We start from the raw sequence: 25,531 nt of genomic DNA on the forward strand, positions 1-25,531 counted from the left end.
AACTGAGGTGTGAAACAGACCAGCGGCGAAGATACTTTGGGGGTTGCCCCACGGGAAAATAGCTCAGTGCCAGGGTAATACTCAACCAAAAACCTTCCTCAATCTGAGGAAGGCTTTTTTGTCTTCAATGTAGGTTTTCTTCCCAAACGCCAATATAAATACGGCCTTGGCGATTGCGTTCAATAGTTCCCTCCAGGTTGTCAATGGAGAAGGAGTAGCGATTGGATTGTCGCTGTCGTACAGATTCTAGACCTTGCTCGATTGCAGATGTTGTTTGGTCATTGAGCATTCCATTTAACGTCGAGCGTATAACTTGCTGATCGACGGATTGATCGAAGGATGCTTCGGTTTGGCGAACACGATCGCTGTCCTTATCCAGGATGTAAGCGACGGTTACTTGATTGGGAACCAAATCATACAGCACGGAGCGGGTATTGGGCCAATAGCCATTATTGCTACGTCGATCAGGTTCACCTAAACGAGACTCAATTTGTTCTGCTCTTGTACCGATGGCTAAACCAGGAACTTCAGTTGTGATGCGATCGCCCCTTCGATTCTTGTCCGTGGATGGGTTGTTAGGTTCAGTTTCAGCTTCCTCTTGTACTGGCTCTGGGATTGTTTCAGCTACAGGAGATTGTTTTGCCTCCGGTGCAGCTTTAGGCGCTTCATTCAACGGTGAGGATTGAGGGATTGGCAAAAAGGTGGAGTCTTCTGGTGCTGAAGTGGTTTCGCTTCGTTCTTCCCCATTTGGAATTGTGGAAGCTTCGGGTGATACGTCTGTTATAGAAGGATTTTGAGTTGGATGGGAGCGCAGAATAGCTAGTGTTGTAGTGATCAGCGTTGCGATCGCTACAACTCCTAATAAGCCATAAATCGGCCCTCGGTTTTTCCCGGTTGATTGCTTGGCTACTCCTATGGCCCTTTGGTTTTTGGGTTGGGCGGGAGCTACTGGAGCAGGGGTGGGGGATCCGATAGCAACGGTTGCTGCGGTTGAAGGAGGTTGTACTGGCGTTGCTTGCACAACAGGGAGAATTGCCTTTGCAGTATTAGCGGAAGGGTTAGCATTACTTCCATTTGTAGACATACTACTGGGAAGCAGTGTGAGCCATTCTGTAACTGTTGTGGGACGGAATTTGGATTCGACAGCCATGCCTCGCATGACTGCCTGATTGATAGCTGGAGAGAGATTGGGTTGCAAATCCCGGGGGGCTGGCATGGGTTGGCGATCGCGCAAAACCGATGCAACAGGAACCTGTGCGGTCAGTAAGGCATACAGTGTTGCAGCTAGCCCATAGACGTCAGTGGCGGGTGTACGAGGAGCCTGAGAAATGTATTGCTCAATGGGAGCATATCCCGTAGAAATGATGCTGGTGTGAGTCTGAGTCATGCCCGGCGTAAATTCCCGAGCGATGCCAAAGTCGATCAGCACAACTTCTTGAGTGCCCTGACGCAGGATAATATTGCCTGGCTTTAAGTCCCGATGGAGTAGCCCGTTTTGGTGAACGACTTGCAAGGCTGCTCCTATCTGACGGATATAGTGGATAGCGATCGCTTCCGGTAAAGGATGGTCTGGAAAAATAATTTGTTCTAGGGTAGCACCGGCGATGTAATCCATCACTAGGTAAGGTATGCCGTCTTCAGTAAAGCAGTCACTGATCCGCACAATGTTGGGATGGGTACATAACGCCAATCGGCGTGCCTCATCCTGGCAGCTCCGAGCTAAGTAGGAAAAGTGTGGACTACGACGGCTCGCTTCATTGAGCGTTTTGATGACTACGTGTTGGCCTAGAGCATGGTGCATAGCCTTGAAAGTGATGCCAAAGCCTCCCTCTCCCAAGACTTCTTCCAAGGTATATTTGCCGGATTGGAGCGTTTTCCCAACTAGCGTGTTCATTAAATGAAGGCGATCGCACTGAAACACTGCTTTCCAGCATAGCTATTACGGCAATTAGCTTACACTTCCCTAAGTTCAGTCTTGAGGGTGGCGTTTCTCGGGAGACTTAGCTGGAATAGCTATAGTAGTTTATTGATACGAAACCTGTTGTAATGGTTTGAAATAACTGTTTACGGAAATGACGTTGACTCCCCCTGGCCGATACGACTTCTTGCCCCGGTTTTATCGCTTGTCTGCGGTTAGCATGTTATCTAACATGATGGTGCCGTTGGCAGGATTAGTTGATACGGCATTTCTAGGCCATCTGGCAGATATTCGTCATTTAGCTGGAGTGGTTCTGGCATCCATTTTGTTTGATTACCTTTATCGGGTGCTCAAGTTTCTGCGATCGAGTACCAATGCCATAACAGCCCAGGCGGTTGGTAAGAATGACCAGCAAGCGGTTTTGTTGGCAGGGCTGCGGAGTGGTCTGGTGGCCCTGGGAATTGGTTTAGTCATTTTGCTGCTGCAATATCCTTTACAGAAGGTTGGGTTTGCCATTCTCAGCGGAGCTTCAGAGGTAGAGGCATCGGGTAGCGAGTATTTTTATGGGCGGATTTGGGGTGCTCCAGCTGTTTTATTGAATTTTGTGCTTTTTGGTTGGTTTTTAGGGCGGGAGATGAATTGGGTCGTTCTGCTCATGTCTCTGTTGGGGAATGGGTCGAATGTGGTGTTGGATTATTTGATGATTTTTAAGTGGGGTTGGGCCAGTGCTGGGGCGGGTATTGCGACTGCAGTAAGTCAGTATTTAGCATTGTTAGTTGGGTTGATTGCGATCGCCTTTAGTATTGACTGGGATAAGCTGAGATATGTGATAGGCAACCTCTTTGACCGGGCTGCACTGCGAGAAACAGTGGCGTTGAAGGGGAATATTCTGATTCGATTTCTCGTGTTGATTTCTACCTATGCCATCTTCACTAACTTAAGTTCTACGATGGGAACGACGACCCTAGCGCAAAATGGGTTGCTGCTTCAGATTGCCTTGCTGAGCCAGTTTACGATTCAGGGGGTGGGGATGACGACGCAAACGTTAATTGGCAATTTCAAAAGTAAGGGAGTGAACGATCAGCTCATCCCCGTTCTAATCCTTTCTGTATTGACTGCATTACCAATTGCGCTTGGGTTTGCTGGTGCAACGATTCTTTTCCCGGAACAGGTTTTCGGTTTACTCACGAATCATGCAGATGTAAATGCCAGCGCTGCCAGCTACACGCTGTGGCTATTACCTTTACTAGAGTTAACGGCTGTTGCGTTTATGTTTGAGGGCTATTTTATTGGGCTAAAAAAGGGAGAAACTTTGCGTAATGCGGTTCTTATTGCCTTTGGAGTTGGCTTTGTTCCATTAGCTGCGATCGCCTGGCATCTCCACAGTAATCATATTCTCTGGCTATCGCTGGTTTCCTATATGCTACTGCTGGCGATCGTTCTGGGTTGGCAATTGCCTGCAACATTGCGGCAAGCCTCTTCTAAGGAGGCGGTACAGACAGCTTTAGAACCAAATTCATAGATGCCAATAGATCGTAAACGAGCGTTTTCGGCATGCGCCGCACGCTCAAAATGCTTGTTCCGACCTACTGGAATTGACTGAGCAGGTGTTGTAATTCGATAGGCGAGATGGGTGGCGCTCTGCACCACCCATCTCACGTAATTAAAGCCATTCTTTGAAGCGTTCTTCCTGAGTGATGGCCTCGTAGAGATCAGCGACAGGTTCGCCGGGAACGTGGAGGGAGGGGATGGGAGTTTTGAGTTGCTCTAAAGCGGCGATCGCTTGCACCACGCTTTTGTAAGCCTGGTCAAGGTGTTGCCGTTTCTCTGGGGTGTCGGCTTGTAGCGTGACGATTCGGTGCAGGATAACTTGAAGCTGCCGAATGTCTTCTTCCAACATGGTGGGTTCTACAGAAGTTTAGAGTAGTTCATCAGTTCTATTATATTCCTGGTTTGGTTGTGATATCAAACCTATTGAGTAACTCAGCGATTCTCATTTTGAATTGAAGCCTGAAAATAGCCCACCTTCGGTGGGCTATTTTCAGGCTTCAAAGCCGAGAGTTCGCGCCCAACAGGCGCGAACTCTCGGCTTTGAAGCTCATAATGAGAATTGCTGTGAATAACTGTGATGTGTTGCAAAGCTCTGTACTGCATTTCTGAGCCGTATCCTAATTGCTCAATTAGGCAGCGCTTCAAATAAAGTAGCGAGTCCAAGGCCGCCGCCAATGCCGAGGGTGGCTAGCCCTGTGGATGGAGAAGGGTGTGGGGTTCTGACTAGTTCAGTGAAGAGGCGGGTGACGAGGATTGCACCGGAAGCGCCGTAGGGATGACCCAGGGCGATCGCTCCACCTCCCACGTTCACCTTTTCCTGGGAAATCTCTAATACGTCAAGGCAGGCCAGAACCTGGGCGGCAAAGGCCTCATTGAATTCAATGAGATCAATGTTAGAAAGGCTGTGGGCCGGTTGACGGCTGAAGAGTTTTTGGATAGCTGCGACAGGGCCGGTACCCAGTAGGTTGGGATCAACCCCTGCGGAAACGGCATCTACAACGCGTAAACCCGATTTCCATCCCATTCTGTAAAAAAGTCGCTCGGATACCATTAAGACAGCAGCGGCACCATCGTTAATGGGACAGGCGTTACCTGCGGTGACGGTGCCATCTGACTGGAAGGCAGGGGGAAGTTTATTGAGGCGTTGAAGGGTAAAGTTGGGGCGAGGGCATTCGTCAGTTTCGATGGTTGTTGTGGATGATAGGTGAATGGGGACGATTTCGTTATGGAGTCGTCCATTCTTCATGGATTCGAGGGCTTTTTGGTGGCTGTGGAAGGCGTATTCGTCCTGGCGATCGCGCGTAATTCCATAAGTTTGGGCAACGGTTTCAGCGGCGATGCCCATGTCGGGATCGCCAAGGGCTTCGGGGGCGAACCGGGCACGGTGGGTGAATTGGGGAAGTTCGTAGAGCGATCGCGGTTTTTCAATGCGCCAGGGGGCGGTGCTGACGCTTTCCATGCCACCTGCGATGTAGATGTCGCCAGCGCCAGCTTGAATGAGGCGAGCAGCGAGGTTGATGGCTTCGAGGCCAGAGCCACATTGGCGATCGATGGTAACGCCGGGGATGGTGACGGGGAAGCCAGCGGTGAGGAGGGCGAGGCGGGCGGGATTACCGCCGGGGCCGATGGCATTACCTAAAATGACTTCATCAATTTGGTCGGGTTGGAGGTGGGTGTCTTGGAGGAGGGCATTCAGGACGGGAGCTATTAAGGCGTCGACGGTGAGAGACTTAAGGGTACCTCCGGCTCGGCCGATGGGGGTGCGGCGGGCGGCGATGATGATGGCTTGCTGAGTGGTCATGGAGGGCGGAGGAGTAGGGCTTTTGTTTGAAATAGGCTTATGCATTTTTGTTGTGGATGAGGTGCTTTGCACCCCATCCACAACAAAAATGCTCTAGATCTGGTGGGCTTGCGTAAGTCCTGTGAAATTTGGTGACGATTGATGGAAATGGTGGTTATTGGCAAAGATCTGGCTTGGGGTCGCGTCGCCCCCCAAACCCCCCGACTGGGGGACGGGCTGCCCCTCCCCCAGACCCCCTCGGCAAGGAGGTTTTGCGTGGGAGGTGTTAGGCCGCTTCGCATCTGCTGGGTTTTTGATCAGGTTTGGGTGGTGTATGTCGGTTATGGCTTATAGGGATAGGAGATTTTTTGTGCCCGGTGGGAAGAAAAAACTGCCTTCAAGCAGTTTCTACCTGAATTCGGGTTAGGGGGTTTAGCTTATCTCGAACCAAGTTTTTTAGGTGCGTAGTTCTTGGGGGGAAAGATGTCCCTGTAGAATCTGGGCTTGGAGGTGGGAGCGGAGGGGTTTGCCGCTGGTGGTGGTTGGGAGGGTTTTGACGGCGAAGAAGCGGCGTGGGCATTTTGCTTGGCCTATCTGGGTGCGGATGTGGTGAATGAGGGTATTGCGGGTTAAGTGCTTGGGGCCGTTCCAGGTGATGATGGCACAGATGAGGTCGCCGCGGCAGTCGTCGGGGATGCCTAAGATGACGGCGTTTTCGATTTCTGGGAGTTGTAGGAGGACGGCTTCGATTTCGGAGGGATAGACGTTGATGCCGTTGCTGATGAGCATGTCGTGTTCGCGCCCGACGAGGTAGAGGAAGCCGTTTTCGTCTAAGTAGCCGCGATCGCCCACGGTGGCCCATCCTTGCTCTATGCGAAAACCTGTGCTGGGTTGTGGTTCTAAATAGCCGGAGCACAGCATATTGCTGCGAATGCCAATCCAGCCGATTTCTCCAACTTTAGCCATGCCGCTGCCATCATCCCGTTGGACTGAAAGGGTGACGCCGTGAAAGGCGCGACCAACAGATTCGGAAGGAATACGTTCGCGGGATGAAGCGATGCTGACAAAGCTGAGTTCGGATGCACCGTAGTATTCCAGAATGTCGGCTTGGGGAAATACGGTAGCAAGTTGATCTCGGAGAGCCGGGCTAAGTTTTGAGCCACCCGCGATCACAGTTTTGAGATGCGAAAAAGATAAAGATTGTGCTGTATTCGCAACGGTTTTGAGTACGGTTGGAACAGCAACTAGCCGTGTAATAGAAGGCTGATTGAGGGATAGCAGGATAGCTTTTGGAGTGAAGTGAGGCAGGATGTGTAAGCTGGCTCCCATGTTAAGCGCTTCGATCGCGGTATACAAGGAAAGGCTGTGAACAAGGGAGCCAGGTACTAGCACCTGATCCGTTGGGCCAATATCGAACTCAATGCGACTGGCCGCAAAGCTATTGAGCCAGGACGCATGGGAACGGAGGATGCCTTTGGGATGTCCGGTGGTTCCTGAGGTGAAACCAATGTAGAAGGGCGAGTCGGGGTCGATCGCCAACTCTAGAAAATCCTCCTGAACAGTGAGTTGGTTTTCCAAGCTTGCCGATTCAGGATCTAACCAATTTTCATAGCTCGAAGGATCCGCTGGGAGGATATCGAGAGCGATCGCCTTTAAAGATGAGAGGTTCTCGATCCTTTGTAACTGTTGGCTGTCGCTGACCAGAATCCCGGGCGTCCATCGGTCCAAAATGGATTGAAGTTGTGGGGATGCCCATTCTGGATTGAGTACCATCGCGACGCCTCCGGCCATGGTAATTCCCAGAAATAACTCCAGAAACTCAACTCGGTTGGACAGTAAGATGCCAACCCAGAAGCCATGATCGGGATGGGTAGAATGTTGAGCTTTGTAGGTAGCAGTCACCCTTGCCACCTGCTGAACCCGATGCAGGAGTTCGCCATAGGTTAACGATTGGGAGCCACAGGCGATCGCCAACTGGTTAGGATAGCGCTGTGCATGGGCGACGAAGCTATCAGTGATGCCGCTCATGCTCGCAGAATGGGATATGTTTTTTGAACGGTAATGGTGGCGAGTGCGGCAATGACAGCTTTTACCGCATCACCGGGAAGAAACGCGGCGGAGCCAATGGCAGCTTTGGCGAGGGACATTTGGGCGGCGATCGCCAACCAGGGAATGCCAATACTGTAGAGGACGACGATACCGCCAAGTAGGTTGAAGAGGATGGCAAACCCGACATTTTTGGAGCGGTGGGGCGATCGCTCGAACAGCCAGCCAATCGCGAAAGCGGCGATCGGAAAGGCGAGTAGAAAACCACCGGATGGGCCCATAAACACCCCAATACCGCCTCGCCCGCCAGAAAGGATGGGGAGGCCAATAGCGACCAAGGTCAGGAAGAGGAGCAAGGCAAATCCGCCTCGTTTAGATCCCAGGAATGAGCCAGCTAGCATAACGCCTAGCGTTTGGGCAGTGATGGGGACTGGTAGAAAGGGGAGAGGGATGGGGGGAAGGAGACCCAGGGCTCCAACGAGGGCGGCAAAGACGGCAATATAAACGATGTCCCGGTTGTTCATAGATGTGGATATGAGTGATCAAACTATGACCATACTGGAAAATGATGATCTAGATCACATCTATAAACGATTGCCCAGCGATTCTCATGATGAGCTTCAAAGCCGAGAGTTCGCGCCCATCGGGCGCGAACTCTCGGCTTTGAAGCCTGAAAATAGCCCGCTTTCGGCGGGCTATTTTCAGGCTTCAATTCAAAATGAGAATTGCTGACGATTGCCATGGGATAAAAGAAGGGGGTCTTTTTATCCCTTCTTTGTCCAATGCTTGTATCTATTCAGTCATCGCCATAGCCGCGAGCATCTAGGGCTTCGGCTAGGTGGTCGGCCAGTTGTAGCACGCGAATGAGGACGGGAACAAACAGTGTAATGATCGGAGTATCAATGCCACGGGCGCGTTGGGCATCCTGGACTTCGTGGATTTGATTGAGTAGGACAGGGATGAGTCGAATGGCGATCGCCATCATCAAACTAATTTGGGCAGGGCGAACCCCCAGGGGCCGGAGCGGAGTTAATCCCCGTTCCAGAGCATCCACCATATGGGAAACTTTGGTGGTTAGCGTGATGAGGGTTGCCAGCAACAGTAGTATGGCAAAGCGCAGAACAATGATTAGCCCGACCCTCCAATCGTTCAGGATGGCATGGAGGAGAAAGATGCCTGCAAAAATCCAGAGGCTAGGGCGGAGTTGGGTTGCAAATAAGCGCCAGGAGAGTTGAGCGACCTTGACGAGAAGAAGTATTACACCGAGTGTAGCGACAAGCCAGGGGATGTTGGAAATAAAAAAAATGCTGATTCCGGCGATCGCCATCCCTGCCAGTTTGATACTGGGTGATAGTGCATGAATGGGAGAATTTTTAGGGATGTACAGCCCCAGGGTCATAATGTGTGCGTCTGTGGAATGGGCGATCGCTAGAGTATTATTCTAAAACACCCCAAAACCGAGAGAAAAAGCGCACGACGCACGCTTTTTCTCTCGGCTTTAGAAGAATTTGCGATCTACTAAGCTTTTTAAGCTTGCAACTGTAGGGGTGGCAGTTGCTTACTTTTTTTATGCCCAATCAGGAAATAGGTTTCCATTTCACCCTTGCCTTTGACATGAATGGTGCCACGACGTTTGAACATGAAGTGATGCTTGAGACGTTGATAGGTGCTTACAGTAACTTGAATTTCTCCTTCCAGTCCATGAGACTCCATCCGGCTTGCGACATTAACGGTATCGCCCCAGAGATCATAAATAAATTTCTTGGTACCAATGACTCCTGCAATAACAGGGCCTGTATTAATACCAATTCGGAGTTCGCACTGATGTCCCTTCTCTAAGCAAAACATCATCAATTCTGTTTGCATATCGAGAGCCATTTCAGCGATCGCCTCTGCATGATCCGGACGAGGATTTGGCAATCCTCCTACTACCATGTAGGCATCGCCAATCGTCTTAATTTTTTCCAGCCCATGCTTTTCGGTGAGCCTATCAAAACGGGAAAAAATTTCATTCAGTAAGGCGATCAGCTTCGTTGGGGGCATCTTTTGGGAAAGCTGCGTAAAGTTCACCAGGTCAGCAAATAGAATGGTGGCTTCTGCAAAACCGTCAGCAATGCTGCTCTCGCCCTCCTTAAGCTGATTCGCGATGGATTCAGGCAGAATATTGAGCAGTAGTTTGTCTGACTTTTCCTGCTCCACGACAAGTTGCTGGTTGGCCTGCCGCAACTGTGATGTCCGCTCAATGACGCGTAATTCCAGTTCCTTTGAGATTTGGCGCAGTCGCGTGATGACCAGAGCAATTCCTGTAAGGGCAAGCAGGAGTAACCCCGCAAGCATGGTAAATGTGCTCTGTAAACCCTGTTGGGTTTGGGCAATGAAGCTATCCAGGGGGCGGGTAATTTCCATAACACCACGCACATCGCCTACCTGCCAATCCCGCTTCGGGCTATCGGGATGGATATTATGGCAGGCGACACAAGTCGGTTTCATAATGTCGGCTTCGGCGTAGCGCAGTGCCTTACGTCCCTGAAAGTTTTCAATGCGGACAAACGGTTCTTTGGGGTTCTTTCTGAGTTGAATGAGTGCTTCTTTTTCAAAGCTATCCCTGGCACCTCCATCTTTTTGTCGCCAACGAAAAGGGTAATCGCTGTATAAACGCACAGACATTCCAGGATTTTGTTCGCTGATGGAGCGACTTAATTCAATCAAAAAAGTTGCTGGGAGGGGAATCGCACCAGGTGTGTTGGCATAGTCAGGCGTAACGCTAATCCCGTGAACCTCTTTAACTCGGCTAACGGCATTGTTGCTATAGAGGGTTCTGGCTTCTTTAATGGCCTGCGCGTAGAGCGCAGAACTTTGTATTGCCTGAGATTCAATTAAGTCGGATGAAAGCCGAGACATATTCAACAAAGCGCCCGCCAGGCCTGCAATGAATAAGATTGCAAGCAGTGTGATCGTTCGTTTTGTTAAAAGTTGAATGACGAAATAAATGAGCTTTCGGATCAGCGGATGCTGAGAGCGATCTTCGGACGAAGGGGCATCTATCCGGTTCATCTAGATTCCTCCGGGGAGGGGGTCGCAACCTGAACAGGTATCTTTTCGAGGCTCTACATCGAGATCCGGAAAAAAATTAAAGGTTTTTTTGTTTCTTCAATATATTTCGAAGAAAATTGTGAAAACTTTATGAAGAATTGTGGTGTTCTCCCGGTTAGGCCGTAATTCTACTGAAATTTTGAATTCGAGTTGAATATGTGTTCATGTCAATTTATTTGAGGTTGTAGGAAGTAATCCTACGGAATAGGGAACTTGAATTCCCTGTTCGAGCTTCAATCAGAAATTGATTTTAGAAGCCGTCATAAGCTTCTCCCCAAGTGCTTTGTTTCCTGTTTTGTAACCCCCCTAAAGCAGTTCAGAGAGACTATCGAATGTTGGGCGTTAGCAAGCTTCCTCAAATGTCGGAACGTCAGATGCATCGACTGCGGTTTATGCTGACGTTCGCCTGGTTACTTCTGATTATTTCCTTATTTTGGGATCCCTCAGCACTCCTGCTTAAGCCATTTCTGTCACAGGCTAATTCCTGTGTGAAAGTGCAGGGGGAATGTCTTCCTCAAGCCTCTCACTCAATCCCACTATTTCTATTTTGGTCGTTGATTGTTCCGGGATCGATTCTGCTTTTATTGGTTTTTGGCCATGAAACCTGGCGGCGCATCTGCCCTTTGTCTTTTCTGTCGCAGATTCCACGAGCGTTGGGTATTCAACGTAAGCGAAAGGTTGAAACGCGAACAGGGGCAACACGTTACGAATTGGTCAAGATCCGGAAGGACTCCTGGTTAGGAAAAAATCATCTTTATGTACAGTTTGGGCTTCTAACCGCTGGTCTGGCGGCCAGGTTGCTGATCCTCAATGCCGATCGCCTGGCGTTGGGAATTTTTCTATTGCTGACGATTGGCGCGGCAATTGCCGTTGGTTACCTCTACGAGGGTAAAAGTTGGTGTCAGTACTTCTGCCCGATGGCTCCCGTTCAGATGGTGTTTACAGGGACAAGAGGCTTATTGGGTAGCGAAGCCCATCAGGGCCAAAAACAAACGATTACGCAATCTATGTGCCGCACAGTTGATAAAGATGGGAATGAGAAAAGCTCCTGTGTGGGTTGCCAGTCTCCCTGTATTGATATTGATGCAGAGCGTAATTATTGGGAAACTTTCACGAAACCGGGCCGCCGCTTTGTGCAATATGGTTATGTGGGGTTACTGCTAGGCTTTTTTGTCTATTACTTCCTGTATTCCGGTAGTTTCGATTACCTCTTTTCGGGAGCCTGGCTATGGGAACCCGATTTAGGAAATACGCTTTTTAATCCAGGGTTTTATGTGGCAGGGCAACCGTTACCTATCCCTAAACTCGTTGCAGTGCCCATGGTGCTGGGAGTGGCGATCGCGTCTTCTTACTTCGGATTAATGGCCCTGGAAAAAACACTTCGAAATTACCTGCATCGGCAGCAAAAGAATGTTTCTTCTCAACAAGCGGCTCATATTCTGTTTTCAATCTGTACCTTCTTTTGCTTTAATATCTTCTTCTTTTTTAGCAGCCGTGCCCTTTTGAAGGGCTATCCCATCCCCGTTCATTTGCTGTTTACTGGGTTCATTGTTTTAGTCAGCACGCTATGGTTGTCAAGAACATTAGAACGCACTGCTGAACGCTATTCGCGGGAAAGCCTGGTGAATACTTTGCGTCGCCAGCTGAGCAAACTCACCATCGATTTTTCCAGGTTCTTAGAAGGGCGATCGATGGAGGATTTGAAGGCGGAGGAAGTTTACGTATTGGCAAAGGTTTTGCCGGGGTTTAACCAGGAACATAGCCTTCAAGTGTATAAGGGCGTATTACGGGAAACATTGGAGCAGGGAAATGCAGATTCTGCCTCCAGTCTGGAAGTGTTGAGGCAGATTCGCCAGGAATTAAATATTAAGGATGACGATCACTTTACCGTACTGACAGAATTAGGGATTGCAGAACCAGAATTGCTCGACCCACAAAAACATCGAACTCGTGAAAGCCAGTTACGTTTGGAGAGCTATCGCCAAGCACTAGCCTCCACCTTATTAGATTTAGTGGAAAATGGTATGTCGCTCCAGGAGGCAATGCAGCGCCAGAAGAAGCAGATTCAATTTCTGAAGCTAGAGTATGGCATGACGGCGGAAGAAGAAGAAAAAGTATTGAGTCAACTCCTGGCTGGAGAGCAAAGTAACATTCTCCGAAAGGCAGACTTGCTACTGGAGCAAATGAAAGGTTTGAGCGATCGCTATGCCGTTCTCAGCCAGAAAACGTTTGATGCTCAAACGTCAGTATTTAAGTTTTTGCGACTGACCGCTGTGCAGCATAAGCAGCATATTATTACACGGCAAATGTTGGGTTTACTGGAAGTGTTGGGCAATACTCCTGACTCTCAAAAACTTGCCCATCAAACGTATCGCTTAATCAGGAACGTTTTGCCTGAGATAATACAGGCATCGGATGGATCAATCTCCTGGAAGAATCGTTTGCATCCAGAGGTTTTTGCGATATTAGAAGGGCGTTCAGCGGAGGCACAACTCAATCCCCTGGAACCTGATGAAGATGGGGGTAAGACTGGAATATCTACGGACTCTTCCAGGTTAAAAAGTGATGCAGATACCCTTGTAACGGTGTTGGAAGAGTTGTTGCATGAATTAGACCCTCTAATCCAAACCCCTGCGCTTTATGGTTTAAGTTTGTTGGAACCAAAAAAGGCTCAGGAGTATGCCAAACAATTACTGAGCGCATCATCTCAAGGACACTGGCTAGCGAAAGATACGGCACAAATACTGCTCGATCGCTATCAGAAACAAATGATCCGAGAAGTTCAAACTTTGATTGTTCAGATCCATTTGCCGACAAAAACAGAAAAGCAGCTCTTCCAGCAATCCGTCATTCGTGTGGGAAGCCATCCCAGTAATGACATTGTGATTCCAGATAAGAGGGTGGCAAAACATCATGCAGTTTTGTATTTAGAGGAAGAGGCATTTCATGTGCTCGATTTAGGGGTGCATGGGGGTCTGTATGTGGATGACCTTCATTTAAGCGGCGATCGCGATCGCCTGATGCAAGGCCAGGTGATTCGATTTAGTGAATATGACGAACCGGCGATCACCGTTTATTGGAAAAAACAACCGCTTCAAACTAAGGCTCCTACCGAAGTTCTGGGCACACTCGATAAAGTTCTACTGCTGTTTGAGAGCCGTTTCTTTAGAACTTTAAAGCCTGAAACTTTAATTGAGTTGGGCCGTGATGCAACGGTCAACATTTATCCCCGTGGTACAAGACTGTGCAACGCAGGGGATATGCCGGACTCCATTTTGCTTCTGATTGATGGGATGGCGGATGTGATGATCTCAAATGGTGGAAGTGAACAAGTGCTGGGTAAGATTAATGCCGGAGAAACGCTCGGTGAGATGGGTGTTTTGACTCGACAAAAGCGATCGGCCTCGGTAGTTTCTGCTTCTGATTATTGTCGAGCACTTGTCATCCAGGCGGATAAGTTTGATTCCGTACTGTATCAGGATCCAGAGATTGCCCGAAACCTGCTGGTTGTTTTAAGTAGCCGACTACAGAGTATGACCAACAACATCAAATCACCCGCCAAAGTTTAGCGCTGTTTTAAAGGTTGATTCTTCGTGCGCTTCGCGTACAAAAAATCAACCTTTAAAACTACTTGGATAGAATATCAGACGTTATGGTAGGCGATGCTTCCCATAACGTCTGATATTCTATCCAAGCCTTTAATGACTGAACTCGAATGGCCCTAAAATAAGCTCAAACCTGAACCCAAGAAAGGCCAGGGTCTGCTTCAAAACCTAGGACAGGTGTTGGATATAGTAAGGTAGGGCGATCGCTGGCTCCGCATCCATAACAATCCGTCCAGTATCAAAGACCAGGATACGATCAAAGTCTTTAAGGAGATCCAGATCATGGGATACAACGATAATGGGCTGGGGTAAGTCCTGAAGAATTTGCTTTATTCGATTGCGATTGCGGAGATCGAGCAATGTAGTCGGTTCATCAAAGACAACGTATTGAGGTTGCATGACGAGAACGGCAGCGATCGCCAAAAGCTGCTTTTCTCCGCCACTTAATAGATGAGCTGGGGAATGGCGGACGTCCCATAATTGATATTGTTGCAGTACAGCGCTGACTCGTTGCTGAATTGTACTTTTATCAAGTTTGAGATTCTTTAATCCAAACGCAATGTCTTCTTCAACGGTGGGAAAAACAATTTGATTGTCAGGATTTTGGAAGACAAATCCTACTTTGCGCCGAATTGCTTTTGCATGGCTTCGTGTATCTAATCCATCAACTTTGACAGTGCCTTGCTCAGGGATTAGCAGGCCATTCAACAAACGGACGAAGGTGCTTTTTCCTGAGCCATTGCTGCCGACAATTCCGATGCGGCGTTGATTAAGATGCAGGTGCAGAGATTGTAGGATGGGGCGATCGCCAAAGTGATGGCTAACTCCTTCAATTTCAATCATGGGGTACGTCTGTCAGGTTGGACTTGATCCTATCAGAGGAGGGTTTGGGCTAGGAGATGAATGCCACGTTCAATGGTGGCTTCGTCGAGTTCGCTATAGCCGAGGATGAAGTTGCAATGGCTTTCAACTTGCAAGCAGTGGACGCGGGCCGGCATTAAGCCCACCCCAGCTTGGGCTGCTTTTTGGATGATGTCAGTTTCTGTTAACGGCAGGGAGAAGTGAACCATGAGGTGAATTCCGGCTTTTTCACCGAGGATGGTAACGCGATCGCCAAAGTGCTGTTTTAGTGCGTGCACCAGGGTTTGACGGCGACTATTGTAGTGCGATCGCATACGGCGAATATGGCTTTCCAGATGCCCCTCGTTGATGAAATCGGCTAGGACGCGTTGGTCGAGGGTGGAGAGTTGGCGATCGCTTAACCACTTGGCATGGGCCATCAGAGGAGCCAACTCAGGCGGCAGAACCAGATAACCGATCCGCAGGGAGGGGAACAGAACCTTGGAAAAGGTGCCAATGTATATGACGGAGTGACCTGGATCTAATCCCTGGAGAGCGGGAATGGGGCGATCGCCATAGCGGTACTCACTGTCATAGTCATCTTCCAAAACCAGGGCGCCAGTCCGATGTGCCCAAGACAGCAACTCCAGTCGGCGAGCCAGGGAGAGGGTGGCTCCCGTGGGAAATTGGTGCGAAGGGGTAACGTAGACCAGCCGGATAGTAGGAACCTGAATGGAGGCGAGGTGGCTAACGACCAGGCCGGATTCATCGACGGGGATGGGGATTAAGTGGGCGTTGTGGCTGAGGAAGATGCGTCGGGCACTGAGGTAGCCAGGATCTTCTAGCGCGATCGCCTCCCCCGGTTCTAACAGAACGCGCAGAATTAAATCCAGAGCTTGCTGGGTGCCATTGGTGATGAGGATGTGTTCGGGATCGCACTGTACGGCACGGGCGCGGGTGATATAGCGGGCGATCGCTTCCCGCAACTCATATTCGCCCTGGGGATTGCTGGCGTAGTCGAGCCATTGTATATTGGCGCGACTATGACGGAGAAGGAGTTTGCGCCAGACTTCCAGGGGAAAGTGTTGAAAGCTGGGGCGACCGTAGCGAAAGCTGATGGGGACTTGAGGCTCAGCCTGAAGGGCAAAGGGCTTTTCGGCTAATCGTTGACCATAGGACGATAGGTGGATGGATGACTTCACCGAGTGAGGTGCTGTTTCCGCTGGGGCAGAGTGGAGCAAATCATCGGGAAGCTGAGCACAGACGAACGTGCCAGAGCCATGGCGTGCCTCCAGGTAACCCTCGCTTAGCAATTGGTCATAGCTCTGGGTAACAGTCGTACGAGAAATGCCGAGGGACTGAGCCAGCGATCGCGTCGAAGGAAGTTTTTGCCGGGGACTTAGTCGCCCCGAGAGGATGGCCTGCCGTAACTCCTCATAGAGTTGCCGATGAAGGGGATGCTCGGCCTGGGGATCTAGCGTCAGGGTCAGTTCCATAGGGCTGCGACAAAGTGGACTTATATTCAAGCACAAAATTGGCTCTTGTAGGAGACCACTGGCGATCGCTACGCTGATGGCGTTGCTTCGTTCATTACACAATGGTGATGCAAACTACCGTCCAAATTCGGACTGCTGATCTGTTTGAGGATCTTCTATTAGCCGAGCATTTCTACTATATGTGGCTAGACAATGCTGTGCCGGAGGAAGCAATCTCCCCCGACTATCCAGATATTGTGCAGGCATTTGTCACAATGGCCCGACGCGATCTGGATTATGCAGCCTTTGTTGCGGAAGTGGACGGGCGGGTTGTGGGGTCGGCAGGTTGTCAGCGATTCGAAGGATTGTATCCGCTCATTTTGGCACCAGAATTCCAGTGCCGAGGTTATGTCTGGGGTGTTTATGTAGAACCTGCGTATCGTCAACAGGGGATTGCGACACGTTTGATGGAAGCGGCGATCGCTCATCTCAAATCTATTGGATGTACAGAAATTTTGTTGAACGCTTCACCATCGGGAAAACCCATTTATGAACGTTTGGGCTTCGTTGCAGCGAATGCAATGAAGTTATCTTTGAACTAGCAAAAGGAACAGGCAATGACAGCAACAGAACCATCGATCCACAACAATCAATTGCCCGTTACACAACGTACGAAGATCAAGCGATTACCCCAGCGTGGAGATTACGATCGCGATTTGATCTATAGTATTTTGGATGAAGGTTTGATTTGCCATGTAGGCTTTACCGTAGATAGACAACCCTTTGTGATTCCAACCGCCTACGGGCGAGTGGGCGATCGCCTCTACATCCATGGATCGCCTGCCAGCCGTATGCTGCGTACCTTGCAAAAAGGCATTGATGTATGCGTTACCGTGACACTGCTGGATGGTCTGGTGCTGGCTCGATCAGCATTTCATCATTCGATGAATTACCGCTCAGTTGTAATTTTTGGAACAGCAACCGTTGTTAGCGACGTAGAAGAAAAGACAGAGGCGTTAAAAGCGTTTACGAACCATGTAGTGCCGGAGCGCTGGGAGCAGGTGCGTCCGGTGATGCATCAGGAGGTGGCTGGAACGCTGGTGTTGTCGCTGCCCATCCAGGAGGCTTCTGCTAAGGTGCGATCGGGGCCACCTAACGATGATGAAGCGGATTATGCATTGCCGATTTGGGCAGGTGTGTTGCCGTTACGAATGGTGGCTCAAACTCCTATCGACGATCCCAAGCTTTCCTCTGGTTTGTCCGTGCCAGATGCAATCTGCCATTATCAAAGAGGCCAATCGCCTGACTAGTAGGCTGCGGCCTAAGTTTGCATACTATGTTTTTGTGTGGGGTGCGAAGCACCCTACACAAAAACATAGGTGATGGATTTCCGCCTCAGCGTACTAGGGTGCGCTTTAAATCTGCCTGGAAGGGTTGTTGTGTGTGTGCGAAGTCCACAAAAAATTAACCCCTAAAACAGATTTTGGATATTTGTAATCATTTCCGTTAAGAGTAAGACTCAGCAAAAATGGTTACTTAAATTCAAGTCTCCTCGCATCTTGTACCTTTCTAATACCAAACTCGGGAAGTCCTTTTTTCGTGCGCTTTGTGTACGAACAATAGAACTTCCCGAGTTTGGTGCAATCACACGTGTGAAACACAACCAAAATAAAGGATTAGGTACTCAAGCCCTGTCTATTTCAATCCTCATCACTCACACTTGGCATTCTCGGAACTGCAACTAAAAAACTCTGTACATTTTTGTTGCGTACCGAATCAATCCGATGCATAACAAAAATATTTTAGAGATGGTAAATGGTATAAGCTTATACGCTTCTGTTTGTCGTTGGCTGGGATTCATGCTCAACAGTGCTTCCAAATAGCAGGTTCTGTGAACTTGAGTTGTTTGGGAAAGGCTTGAGTAAGGTTATGCCCTACACGTGAATTTCACGAAAAGCCGATTGCTCAAACATGTGTTGAATTAGGGTAACGGTTATGCAGCTTTTCGGCATTATACTCATCATTCTTTCAGCCACATCTTTTGGGGCAATACCCATTTTTGCTCATTTTGCCTATGCGTCTGGGGCAACACCACTCACCGTTCTATTCTTTCGATTTGCGATCGCTGCTGTCTGCTTTTGCACATACCTGGTCATCCGACAAATTCCTCTACCCAATCCCAAAAATTTGCGAACGTTAATCCTTCTCGGCGGCGTTGGTTTTGTGTTGCAATCTCTCAGTTTTTTCTTTGCCCTGACGGTTGCCTCCCCAGGGCTTGTCGTGTTGCTGTTGTATTTGTATCCAACCATTGTGGTGGGAATATCCATTGTGGTGCTGCATCGGCCAAGTAGTCCAGGTACGCTATGGGCATTAAGCCTCGCCCTTCTCGGAACTGTTTTGACGATTGGGCCTGTGGGCAATGCGCAACTTCTGGGAGTTATTCTAGGTTTGGTGTCTGCCTGTATTTATGCAACTTACATCCTGGTGGGGGAGCAGGTGATGACGCAAGAATCTCCCATTACAGCTTCTACGGTTGTGCTGACATCCGCTGCAGTTGTGTATGGAGGGATTGTGACAATTCGTGGGGTAAGCCTGCCACAAGACGCATCAGGTTGGCTTGCCATTGGGGCATTAGGGTTGATTTCAACCGTTGTGGCCATTGGGGCACTGTTTACAGGCATTAAACTGTTAGGCGCATCAACGGCATCTATGCTATCGACGCTTGAGCCGGTTGTGACGATCGCCCTATCGTTGGTGATTCTGAAGCAACCCATTACGGGGATGCAATTGGTAGGTGGCGCATTGATCCTTCTGGCTGTTATCTTTTTGACGGTCAGAAAGACAGCACATGATAAATCGGAAAGAGATAGCTATATCGAGCCTCAGTAGATCACAAATCTGTTCTAAAACCGAGAGGGAAGGGGCGTAAAGTGCCCCTTCCCTCTCGGTTTTAGCGCGTTTTGGATGTGTATTGCACATCTAAAACGTCTGTTTGCGATCTCTAAGCTCTGTTTTAGACCTGCCTGGAGAGGTTGAATTTTTGTGCGTTTGGCCCATAAAAGTTAATTTTTAAAGCAGAGTTGTGTGTGATCTGTCCCTTGGAAAAGGCAATTTTCTGAGGAGTAGGCTAGGGTAGGTCCAGTAAGCGCGCCCCGCTGCGCCTTGCTGTGGCACCTTTTCTACGGGGAGCATGTTCCTGTGAGAAAATTTTCTACGGCGATCGCCCTCACCCTTCTCACTTTTATTCTCGCGATTTCCTGTACGCCGCGTTCTGGCGTCACTATCAATGAAATCATCGCCTTTGGCGATAGTCTTTCTGATGTAGGGCAAGTGTTTCAATCCAGTGGTGGGCTTTATCCGCCTGACCCGCCCTATTTTCATGGGCGGTATTCGAATGGGCAGGTGTGGGTTGAATACCTGGCGAGCGATTTGGATTTGGCTGACAATCAAACTCAAAACTTTGCCTGGGGTGGGGCAACTACCCAGGGTGGAGGTGACAGTCCTGTGCCCGGGCTGCGTCAGCAGGTATCCACCTTCACTCAGGCCCAACAACGGTTGAATCCTAATGCGCTCTACGTCGTGTGGGCCGGGGCGAATGACTATTTGCAAGGGCAAACCAACGTATCGGTGCCGGTGGAGAATGTGATGGAGGCGATCGCTTCCCTTTCCGACCGAGAAGCGCGAAACTTCTTGGTGGCTAATTTACCGGATCTCGGGCGCTTACCAGCAACACGAAGCAATGGTAGAGCGGCTGATTTAACTGCATTAACCCAGGTTCACAACCAACGGCTGGAGCAACGAATTCAGCAGTTAAAAGAACAGCAACCCGATCTGGACATTGTGTTGCTAGATGTATTTTCACTGTATAACGAGGCGATCGCCAATCCCGATCAGTTTGGGTTAGCCAATGTGACGGGTACCTGCCTGTCGGGAATGCGGTCCTGCGCTAATCCCAGTCAGTTTCTATTTTGGGATGGCATTCATCCCTCCACAGCCGGACATCAACTGGTGGCAGAAGCGGCTTATACACAGTTGCAGCAGGTAGGCGTTGCGTCACGATAATAAGGAGGTTTCTGCATAAGAATTTACCCAGAATGTTGGTGCTTTGCCCGCGAAGCGGGCAAAGCACCAACATTCTGGGTAAATTCATTACTGGAAATCTCCTAAGTCAATTCAAGGCCGAGCTTCTCACGTCTTGAATTGGCTCAAATTTTAGCTGTAAAACCGTTGGTCTAACCAAATTCGCACTTCCTGTTCCGTATCAAATTGGTGATGGGAACGGGTTGCAGGATCATAGGCATACCAGAAGGAATTTCCGTTGCGATCGCGCCTCTGCTCAATGCATACAGACTGATTGCCGGTGAAAAAATTTAATAACTTCGTGAGTAGTGGTTGTAACCATGCTTGCTTAGCCCGGTTGGGATAATGGGCAGCAGTGGTGGGTGATAGTAATTGCTCCAGCGACTGTTCCAGGGATTTTCTTGAAGCTGGCTGAAGGGATGGATTTTCTAGGTGTGAAGCGTATGAAAACCCAGAGTTTGATGAGGGATTGCTGGAAGGTGAGGAATCAGAGAGGCGCATAGGAACGTACCGGTGTTGTGGCTTACATTCCTACTCTCGTCAAGGAACTGAAATTTGAGTAGATACAAAAAAAGGAAGTTCTGCTAGTACAGTTTCAAAAAATATAACTGTTCTAGTGAAAAAAATAGAAACTGTACCAGCTACTCACCAAAAAGTTCGCATAGAGTAAGGTCATGCTTCAAATTTCAAGGCTTGATTTTTGTGGGTATACCCATGAAAAATCAGCGTTCTCCTCAATGACGTTGGAGATGGGCGATGAAAATTCCTGTAGACCGTGACGCGGAAGAACCTGTATATCTACAAATTCGCGATCGCATCAGTCATCTTATTAACTCAGGGGGTCTACGTCCGGGCGATCGCCTTCCATCTATCCGTGAGATGGCTCGCAACGTCAACGTCAATAAACTGACTGTAATCGAAGCCTACAGCGTTCTAGAGGCCGATGGACTGATCTACGCACGTCAGGGCGCGGGATATTTCATCAACACCGAACCGCTGACCCGCCCTCGTGGAGCCTCTACCTTTGCCCCGGATCAGCAGGTCATCATTCCCCCTAACGAAATTCCCTCGTTTTTGACTGTGAGTAACGCTGTTCTCCGAGCGGAAGCGCAACCTGGAACCATTCGTCTCAGTTCCGGCTTTCCCCAACCGACAGGTATTGAAGATGTTCAGCGCATCGCTCGGCGGGCTGTCAAAAATGTTGCTGATGCCCTGTTTCGGCATAACCATCCCCAGGGTGAGCCCGCCCTGCGGAGTCAAATTGCTCAACTGTTGATGCAACTGGGCTTGGCTGTAAAACCCGACGATTTGTTGGTCACCAACGGTTCTTTGCAAGCGTTGGCTCTCATTACCCAGCACTTCATCCAACCAGGAGATTGGGTGGTTGTAGAGTCGCCGACTTTTCATGGTTACCTGTCGATTCTGCAACAGGCAGGGGCACGAGTCATTGGCATTCCCATGACGGCGGAGGGTATGAATCTGGATTTACTAGAGCAGTACCTCCAGAGCCACCATCCCAAGCTGATCTACACGATCAGTACCTTGCACAACCCCACGGGTATCACTACTAGCCTGGCTCATCGGCGGCGACTGTTGGATCTGGCAGAACGTTATAACTGTCGCGTGGTGGAAGACAATGCCTATGAACGGCTGAACTTTGAGCCGACGCCGCCCCCCATTAAGGCAATGGATGAGAGCGATCGCGTCATTTACATCGGCACCTTTTCCAAAACTCTGATGCCGGCTCTACGCGTGGGTTACGCCATGATTACAGGAGAACATAACCAGGCTCTAATCGAGCGCAAAATGCTGCACGACATGCACGTCTCGGTTATGTCCCAGGCCATTATTAGCGAATATTTGGCTTCAGGTCACTACCGCCGCCGTCTTAACCAGCTCCTCAGCCTGAATCAGCAAAACCGTTGCGTCATGCTCCGCGCCCTGGAGACGCACTTCCCCGCAGAGGCATCCTGGACAGTGCCGATTGGTGGCGTGTTTCTCTGGGTGCAACTGCCTCCTCACATTTCTGTACAACGCGTAGCCGAGGAGGCCGCTGCTCAGAAGGTGCTGGTTGGTACTGGAACCGCCTTTTTTCCTGACCAACAGGGCTATCCGGCCTTGCGTCTGGGTTATGCTGAGTCTCCAGAGCACATCGAACGTGGCATCGAAATCGTAGGCCGCATTTTGAAAGCCCAGTAGACAGTATTTAAGCCTAGCTTGAAGGATTACTACCGAGCCATTGAAAATAATCAACTGCCAATCGAACGGAAAGTGACACTAACACAAGATGATCGCATTCGACGTAGCATCATTATGGAATTGATGTGTCAATTCTATAGCAACGTGCGAGTGCGTTAAGTACAGCAACGGTGGTGTGGGGCACGAAGTGCCCCACACCACCGTACTTAATCAACCCGCACATTGCTGTATAACATTTCCACAAGGGTTTCAACGCAGTTCTAGCTGATGCTTGGATTGCGCTGTATGGTGTACGGGTGTACCATGATTCGCAGTAGAGTTGAGCGACTGAAACGATATGGCGAAGTCTCGCAAGCTCGAAGAATTGATGACAGCTCTGAATCAGATACGGTCTGATCCGACATCTGCGGAGGGCATGGCATTACTGCGCCAGGTTTTGGGGAGCAAGTATTCCGTCGCGATCGCCCAAGCCGCTCAACTCATCGGCGAACATGAAATCGACGCGCTGATCCCCGACCTGACGGCTGCCTTTCCCCGCTTCATGGTGAAGCCGCAGGATAGCGATCCCGGTTGTCGAGCAAAACAGGCGATCGCTGAAACCCTTTACCGCTTTAACTACAGCGACGAAACCTTGTTTTTATCAGGTATTCGTCATGTACAGATGGAACCTGTCTGGGGTGGCCAGGTCGATACGGCTCCCCGCCTGCGAGGCACCTGTGCTTTAGGCTTGGTGCGGATGAATTACAGCCAAGTCATGGTGGAGTTAGGGGATTTGCTGGCCGACCGCGAGTCGGAAGCACGGATTGGGGCAGCGCGGGCGATCGCCTATAGCGGTAACGACCAAGGCATTCCCCTTCTCCGACTTCGCATCAAAGTCGGGGACAATCCCCCTGTCATATCGGAATGTTTGACTGCTTTGCTTCAACTCGCTCCAACCTCATCGCTATCCCTAGCTCAGGAACTGCTATATGCCCGTAATGATGGACGGGATGAGCATGTGGAACTGGCAGAAGCGACAGCTTTAGCCCTGGGAGAGTCACGGTTGCCGGAGGCTTTTGAGCTATTACGCGATTGGTGGAAGCAAGTGCGGGACCGGGAATTGCGGCGATCGGGGTTGTTGGCGATCGCTACTCTCCGTCAAATTCCGGCCTTTGATTTCCTGATCTCCCTCATTCTAGAGGGACTCTTAGAGGATGCAAAAAGTGCAATCAAAGCTCTCAGCATTTATCAACAAGACGCAAGTATCTGGGAACGGGTTTGTCTGGCTGTAGACGAACGTCAGGATGTAAATTTGAAACAAGCTTTAGTTAAACTCAGCTAATGAGAAAAACACTAATTTAGCCAAGCTTAAAAAACTTGGTTTATACAATTATTCAAATACTAAATGTATTAAATATTTGTGATAGTGACATTATATGTAACGCTTATATTAAAAGCATCTCAATAGATTAACCTCAGTTTGAGATAAGCTGAAGTGCTCATTTTGGTGTGCACTTTGCGCACGCTAAAATGAGCGTTTTCGAGTGCCGCGCAACGCGCAGCACTCGAAAACGCCCTTACCCGAACTCAGGTTAGATTAAGTGAGAATTTAGATGCTCAATGATATGAGATGACTATCGTAAAATTTCATGGTTTGGAGAATTCTTGTGTAGGAGCGAACAGCCATTCGCTCCTACATTTTCTCCTGCAAAAAGGCTACTGTATTAACGAATTCTGTAGCCGGTTATCGCAAAGCCGAATAAGCTTTGGGGGGTGTTTTAGGAAGTGGCGCAGCCCATTGCAGGACGCGTTCTACGATGCCAGGAGCAAGGCGATGGCCCCAGACCGCCAGGTGACTTTGCCAGCCTACCAAAATTTCTGTTGAGTTTCGTGCTAACCCTTTAACGAGAGCTTCGGCAACTTCCTCAGAGGTCATAGGCACAATCCACCGGAACCAGCGGAGATGGCGCACCATGTCTGTATCTGTTAGGGATGGCAGCAGGGCGACCACTCGCACATTGTGAGCGGCTAACTCGCCCCGGAGGGCTTGAGTGAACCCGAGCAGGGCAAACTTAGTAGCCGAATAGGTCGCCATGGTTGGAGCTGCTAATTTACCCATGAGGCTGGAAACGTTGATAATCGTTCCTTCTCGTTGGGCGACCATACGGCGAGCAATTAAGCGGGTAACAGTATACGTTCCCAATAAGTTGATCCCGATTTCCTCCTGTACTAGTGGGAGGCGTGATTGCAGGAACGTAGATTGGTGGGCTACTCCCGCACAGTTCACCAGATAATGAATAGGGCCATGATCTCGCCAGGCGTGGGCGATCGCAATGTTGACTTCTACAGGTTGGCGCAAATCGAGGGGAAGGGGAATTGCCTCTGTACCAAAGGTTCGTAGCTCAGCCGCAAGCTCGTTGAGAAGTTGGCGATCGCGTGCCACCAGTAACAGTCGAACTGCACCCCGGCGGGCAAATTCGAGGGCGATCGCACGGCCAATGCCGCGAGAAGCTCCTGTGATCAGGGCTGTTTTTCCTTGAATTGCCATACTAAAACCTCCAGAGTTAGGGTCTCATGGGGAAGCTCCAGGAGTGGAAGAGCTACCCGAAAGCCCATGAGATGCAAATCACTCGTGATTGGATGGATAGCTGACCCGCATTGAATAGTCACAAACCTGCAAGGATACACAGGCAGGATGTGTGTTATGACGAGCCAGAAGCTCTAAAGGCGGTAGAGCCGAGAAGAGATGTGAGAAGCCCCAGTCAGGGCTTTTTTCTCGTACACTACATGCACAAAAAGCAGTTTTCCAGAGAACCTCTAAAGAATTTGCCTGATATGGAATTGTGAGTCACCTAAGTACCGGACAAAAGCTTGCAAAGATTGAGTAGGAGAGGGTTTCATGAGAATTACCACATTCATCCACGAAACCCTCATGAACCAGATTACTCTAATCCGAAAAACATTG

General features: G+C 49.6%; 19 protein-coding genes. 8 read left to right on the forward strand and 11 right to left on the reverse strand.

Translation table 11 applies throughout. From position 1 onward, the window contains the following. Positions 1–124: 124 nt before the first annotated feature. Positions 125–1,894, reverse strand: a complete 1,770-nt coding sequence (locus tag H6F91_RS09585; protein ID WP_190774484.1) for a protein kinase — start codon at positions 1,892–1,894, stop codon at positions 125–127. A gap of 178 nt (positions 1,895–2,072) precedes the next feature. Here H6F91_RS09585 and gntT point away from each other — a divergent pair, with 178 nt between their 5' ends. Beyond that, the gene (gntT, locus tag H6F91_RS09590; RefSeq protein ID WP_190774483.1) at positions 2,073–3,440 is read left to right on the forward strand and encodes a guanitoxin biosynthesis MATE family efflux transporter GntT; all 1,368 of its coding nucleotides are present in this window, start codon (positions 2,073–2,075) and stop codon (positions 3,438–3,440) included. Between the two features lie 141 nt (positions 3,441–3,581). On the opposite strand, the gene H6F91_RS09595 is transcribed toward gntT, so the two are convergent. The 6 genes from H6F91_RS09595 to H6F91_RS09620 form a co-directional block, all read right to left on the reverse strand. Then, positions 3,582–3,818, reverse strand: a complete 237-nt coding sequence (locus H6F91_RS09595; protein ID WP_190774482.1) for a hypothetical protein — start codon at positions 3,816–3,818, stop codon at positions 3,582–3,584. Positions 3,819–4,094: 276 nt separating this feature from the next. After that, a complete protein-coding gene (locus H6F91_RS09600) occupies positions 4,095–5,270 on the reverse strand; it encodes a thiolase family protein (protein ID WP_199307724.1) in 1,176 nt (391 codons plus the stop codon). A gap of 435 nt (positions 5,271–5,705) precedes the next feature. Further along, positions 5,706–7,277: an AMP-binding protein gene (locus tag H6F91_RS09605; RefSeq protein ID WP_190774480.1), complete on the reverse strand. Its 1,572-nt coding sequence runs from the start codon at positions 7,275–7,277 to the stop codon at positions 5,706–5,708. Beyond that, on the reverse strand, positions 7,274–7,819 hold the full coding sequence (locus H6F91_RS09610; protein WP_190774479.1) for a biotin transporter BioY: 546 nt from the start codon (positions 7,817–7,819) through the stop codon (positions 7,274–7,276). Before H6F91_RS09610 ends, H6F91_RS09605 begins: the two co-directional genes overlap by 4 nt. A 272-nt stretch (positions 7,820–8,091) precedes the next feature. Further along, entirely contained in the window at positions 8,092–8,694 is a 603-nt protein-coding gene (locus H6F91_RS09615) for an energy-coupling factor transporter transmembrane protein EcfT (RefSeq protein WP_190774477.1), read from the reverse strand. A 128-nt stretch (positions 8,695–8,822) separates the two neighbouring features. Continuing rightward, positions 8,823–10,349 carry an adenylate/guanylate cyclase domain-containing protein gene (locus H6F91_RS09620; protein ID WP_190774476.1) on the reverse strand — a complete coding sequence of 509 codons (1,527 nt, stop codon included), beginning with the start codon at positions 10,347–10,349 and terminating at the stop codon, positions 8,823–8,825. Between the two features lie 398 nt (positions 10,350–10,747). On the opposite strand from H6F91_RS09620, the gene H6F91_RS09625 reads away from it, so the two are divergent. Next, on the forward strand, positions 10,748–13,957 hold the full coding sequence (locus H6F91_RS09625) for a cyclic nucleotide-binding domain-containing protein (protein ID WP_190774475.1): 3,210 nt from the start codon (positions 10,748–10,750) through the stop codon (positions 13,955–13,957). 204 nt (positions 13,958–14,161) lie between these two features. Here H6F91_RS09625 and H6F91_RS09630 read toward each other — a convergent pair whose 3' ends face one another. Continuing rightward, positions 14,162–14,836 (reverse strand): ABC transporter ATP-binding protein, encoded by a 675-nt coding sequence (locus H6F91_RS09630; RefSeq protein ID WP_190774474.1) that lies wholly within the window; start codon positions 14,834–14,836, stop codon positions 14,162–14,164. Between the two features lie 32 nt (positions 14,837–14,868). Continuing rightward, positions 14,869–16,329, reverse strand: coding sequence for a PLP-dependent aminotransferase family protein (locus tag H6F91_RS09635; RefSeq protein WP_190774473.1), 1,461 nt, complete (start codon positions 16,327–16,329; stop codon positions 14,869–14,871). 107 nt (positions 16,330–16,436) lie between these two features. Between H6F91_RS09635 and H6F91_RS09640 the strand changes: the two genes are divergently transcribed. The 4 genes from H6F91_RS09640 to H6F91_RS09655 all read left to right on the forward strand — a co-directional run bounded on the left by H6F91_RS09640 (position 16,437) and on the right by H6F91_RS09655 (position 20,370). After that, on the forward strand, positions 16,437–16,910 hold the full coding sequence (locus H6F91_RS09640; protein WP_242035713.1) for a GNAT family N-acetyltransferase: 474 nt from the start codon (positions 16,437–16,439) through the stop codon (positions 16,908–16,910). A gap of 15 nt (positions 16,911–16,925) precedes the next feature. Next, entirely contained in the window at positions 16,926–17,618 is a 693-nt protein-coding gene (locus H6F91_RS09645) for a pyridoxamine 5'-phosphate oxidase family protein (protein ID WP_190774471.1), read from the forward strand. A gap of 685 nt (positions 17,619–18,303) precedes the next feature. Then, the gene (locus tag H6F91_RS09650) at positions 18,304–19,197 is read left to right on the forward strand and encodes a DMT family transporter (protein ID WP_190774470.1); all 894 of its coding nucleotides are present in this window, start codon (positions 18,304–18,306) and stop codon (positions 19,195–19,197) included. Between the two features lie 309 nt (positions 19,198–19,506). Beyond that, positions 19,507–20,370: an SGNH/GDSL hydrolase family protein gene (locus H6F91_RS09655; RefSeq protein ID WP_190774469.1), complete on the forward strand. Its 864-nt coding sequence runs from the start codon at positions 19,507–19,509 to the stop codon at positions 20,368–20,370. Positions 20,371–20,520: 150 nt separating this feature from the next. On the opposite strand, the gene H6F91_RS09660 is transcribed toward H6F91_RS09655, so the two are convergent. After that, positions 20,521–20,889, reverse strand: a complete 369-nt coding sequence (locus tag H6F91_RS09660; protein WP_190774468.1) for a hypothetical protein — start codon at positions 20,887–20,889, stop codon at positions 20,521–20,523. Between the two features lie 255 nt (positions 20,890–21,144). Between H6F91_RS09660 and H6F91_RS09665 the strand changes: the two genes are divergently transcribed. Both H6F91_RS09665 and H6F91_RS09670 read left to right on the forward strand, forming a co-directional pair. Beyond that, the gene (locus H6F91_RS09665) at positions 21,145–22,587 is read left to right on the forward strand and encodes a PLP-dependent aminotransferase family protein (protein ID WP_190774467.1); all 1,443 of its coding nucleotides are present in this window, start codon (positions 21,145–21,147) and stop codon (positions 22,585–22,587) included. Positions 22,588–22,924: 337 nt separating this feature from the next. Next, on the forward strand, positions 22,925–23,908 hold the full coding sequence (locus H6F91_RS09670) for a HEAT repeat domain-containing protein (protein WP_190774466.1): 984 nt from the start codon (positions 22,925–22,927) through the stop codon (positions 23,906–23,908). 402 nt (positions 23,909–24,310) lie between these two features. Here H6F91_RS09670 and H6F91_RS09675 read toward each other — a convergent pair whose 3' ends face one another. Continuing rightward, complete coding sequence (locus H6F91_RS09675; RefSeq protein ID WP_190774465.1) at positions 24,311–25,114, reverse strand: SDR family NAD(P)-dependent oxidoreductase; 804 nt, start codon at positions 25,112–25,114, stop codon at positions 24,311–24,313. Positions 25,115–25,531 lie beyond the last annotated feature (417 nt).

Source organism: Leptolyngbya sp. FACHB-8 (genome assembly GCF_014695575.1).
Taxonomy (GTDB): domain Bacteria; phylum Cyanobacteriota; class Cyanobacteriia; order Elainellales; family Elainellaceae; genus Vacuolonema.

Coding starts and splice junctions, on each gene's coding strand:
- H6F91_RS09585 (WP_190774484.1), bottom strand. CDS start 1,894: ATGAACACGCTAGTTGGGAAAACGCTCCAATCCGGCAAATATACCTTG.
- gntT (WP_190774483.1), top strand. CDS start 2,073: ATGACGTTGACTCCCCCTGGCCGATACGACTTCTTGCCCCGGTTTTAT.
- H6F91_RS09595 (WP_190774482.1), bottom strand. CDS start 3,818: ATGTTGGAAGAAGACATTCGGCAGCTTCAAGTTATCCTGCACCGAATC.
- H6F91_RS09600 (WP_199307724.1), bottom strand. CDS start 5,270: ATGACCACTCAGCAAGCCATCATCATCGCCGCCCGCCGCACCCCCATC.
- H6F91_RS09605 (WP_190774480.1), bottom strand. CDS start 7,277: ATGAGCGGCATCACTGATAGCTTCGTCGCCCATGCACAGCGCTATCCT.
- H6F91_RS09610 (WP_190774479.1), bottom strand. CDS start 7,819: ATGAACAACCGGGACATCGTTTATATTGCCGTCTTTGCCGCCCTCGTT.
- H6F91_RS09615 (WP_190774477.1), bottom strand. CDS start 8,694: ATGACCCTGGGGCTGTACATCCCTAAAAATTCTCCCATTCATGCACTA.
- H6F91_RS09620 (WP_190774476.1), bottom strand. CDS start 10,349: ATGAACCGGATAGATGCCCCTTCGTCCGAAGATCGCTCTCAGCATCCG.
- H6F91_RS09625 (WP_190774475.1), top strand. CDS start 10,748: ATGTCGGAACGTCAGATGCATCGACTGCGGTTTATGCTGACGTTCGCC.
- H6F91_RS09630 (WP_190774474.1), bottom strand. CDS start 14,836: ATGATTGAAATTGAAGGAGTTAGCCATCACTTTGGCGATCGCCCCATC.
- H6F91_RS09635 (WP_190774473.1), bottom strand. CDS start 16,329: ATGGAACTGACCCTGACGCTAGATCCCCAGGCCGAGCATCCCCTTCAT.
- H6F91_RS09640 (WP_242035713.1), top strand. CDS start 16,437: ATGCAAACTACCGTCCAAATTCGGACTGCTGATCTGTTTGAGGATCTT.
- H6F91_RS09645 (WP_190774471.1), top strand. CDS start 16,926: ATGACAGCAACAGAACCATCGATCCACAACAATCAATTGCCCGTTACA.
- H6F91_RS09650 (WP_190774470.1), top strand. CDS start 18,304: ATGCAGCTTTTCGGCATTATACTCATCATTCTTTCAGCCACATCTTTT.
- H6F91_RS09660 (WP_190774468.1), bottom strand. CDS start 20,889: ATGCGCCTCTCTGATTCCTCACCTTCCAGCAATCCCTCATCAAACTCT.
- H6F91_RS09665 (WP_190774467.1), top strand. CDS start 21,145: ATGAAAATTCCTGTAGACCGTGACGCGGAAGAACCTGTATATCTACAA.
- H6F91_RS09670 (WP_190774466.1), top strand. CDS start 22,925: ATGGCGAAGTCTCGCAAGCTCGAAGAATTGATGACAGCTCTGAATCAG.
- H6F91_RS09675 (WP_190774465.1), bottom strand. CDS start 25,114: ATGGCAATTCAAGGAAAAACAGCCCTGATCACAGGAGCTTCTCGCGGC.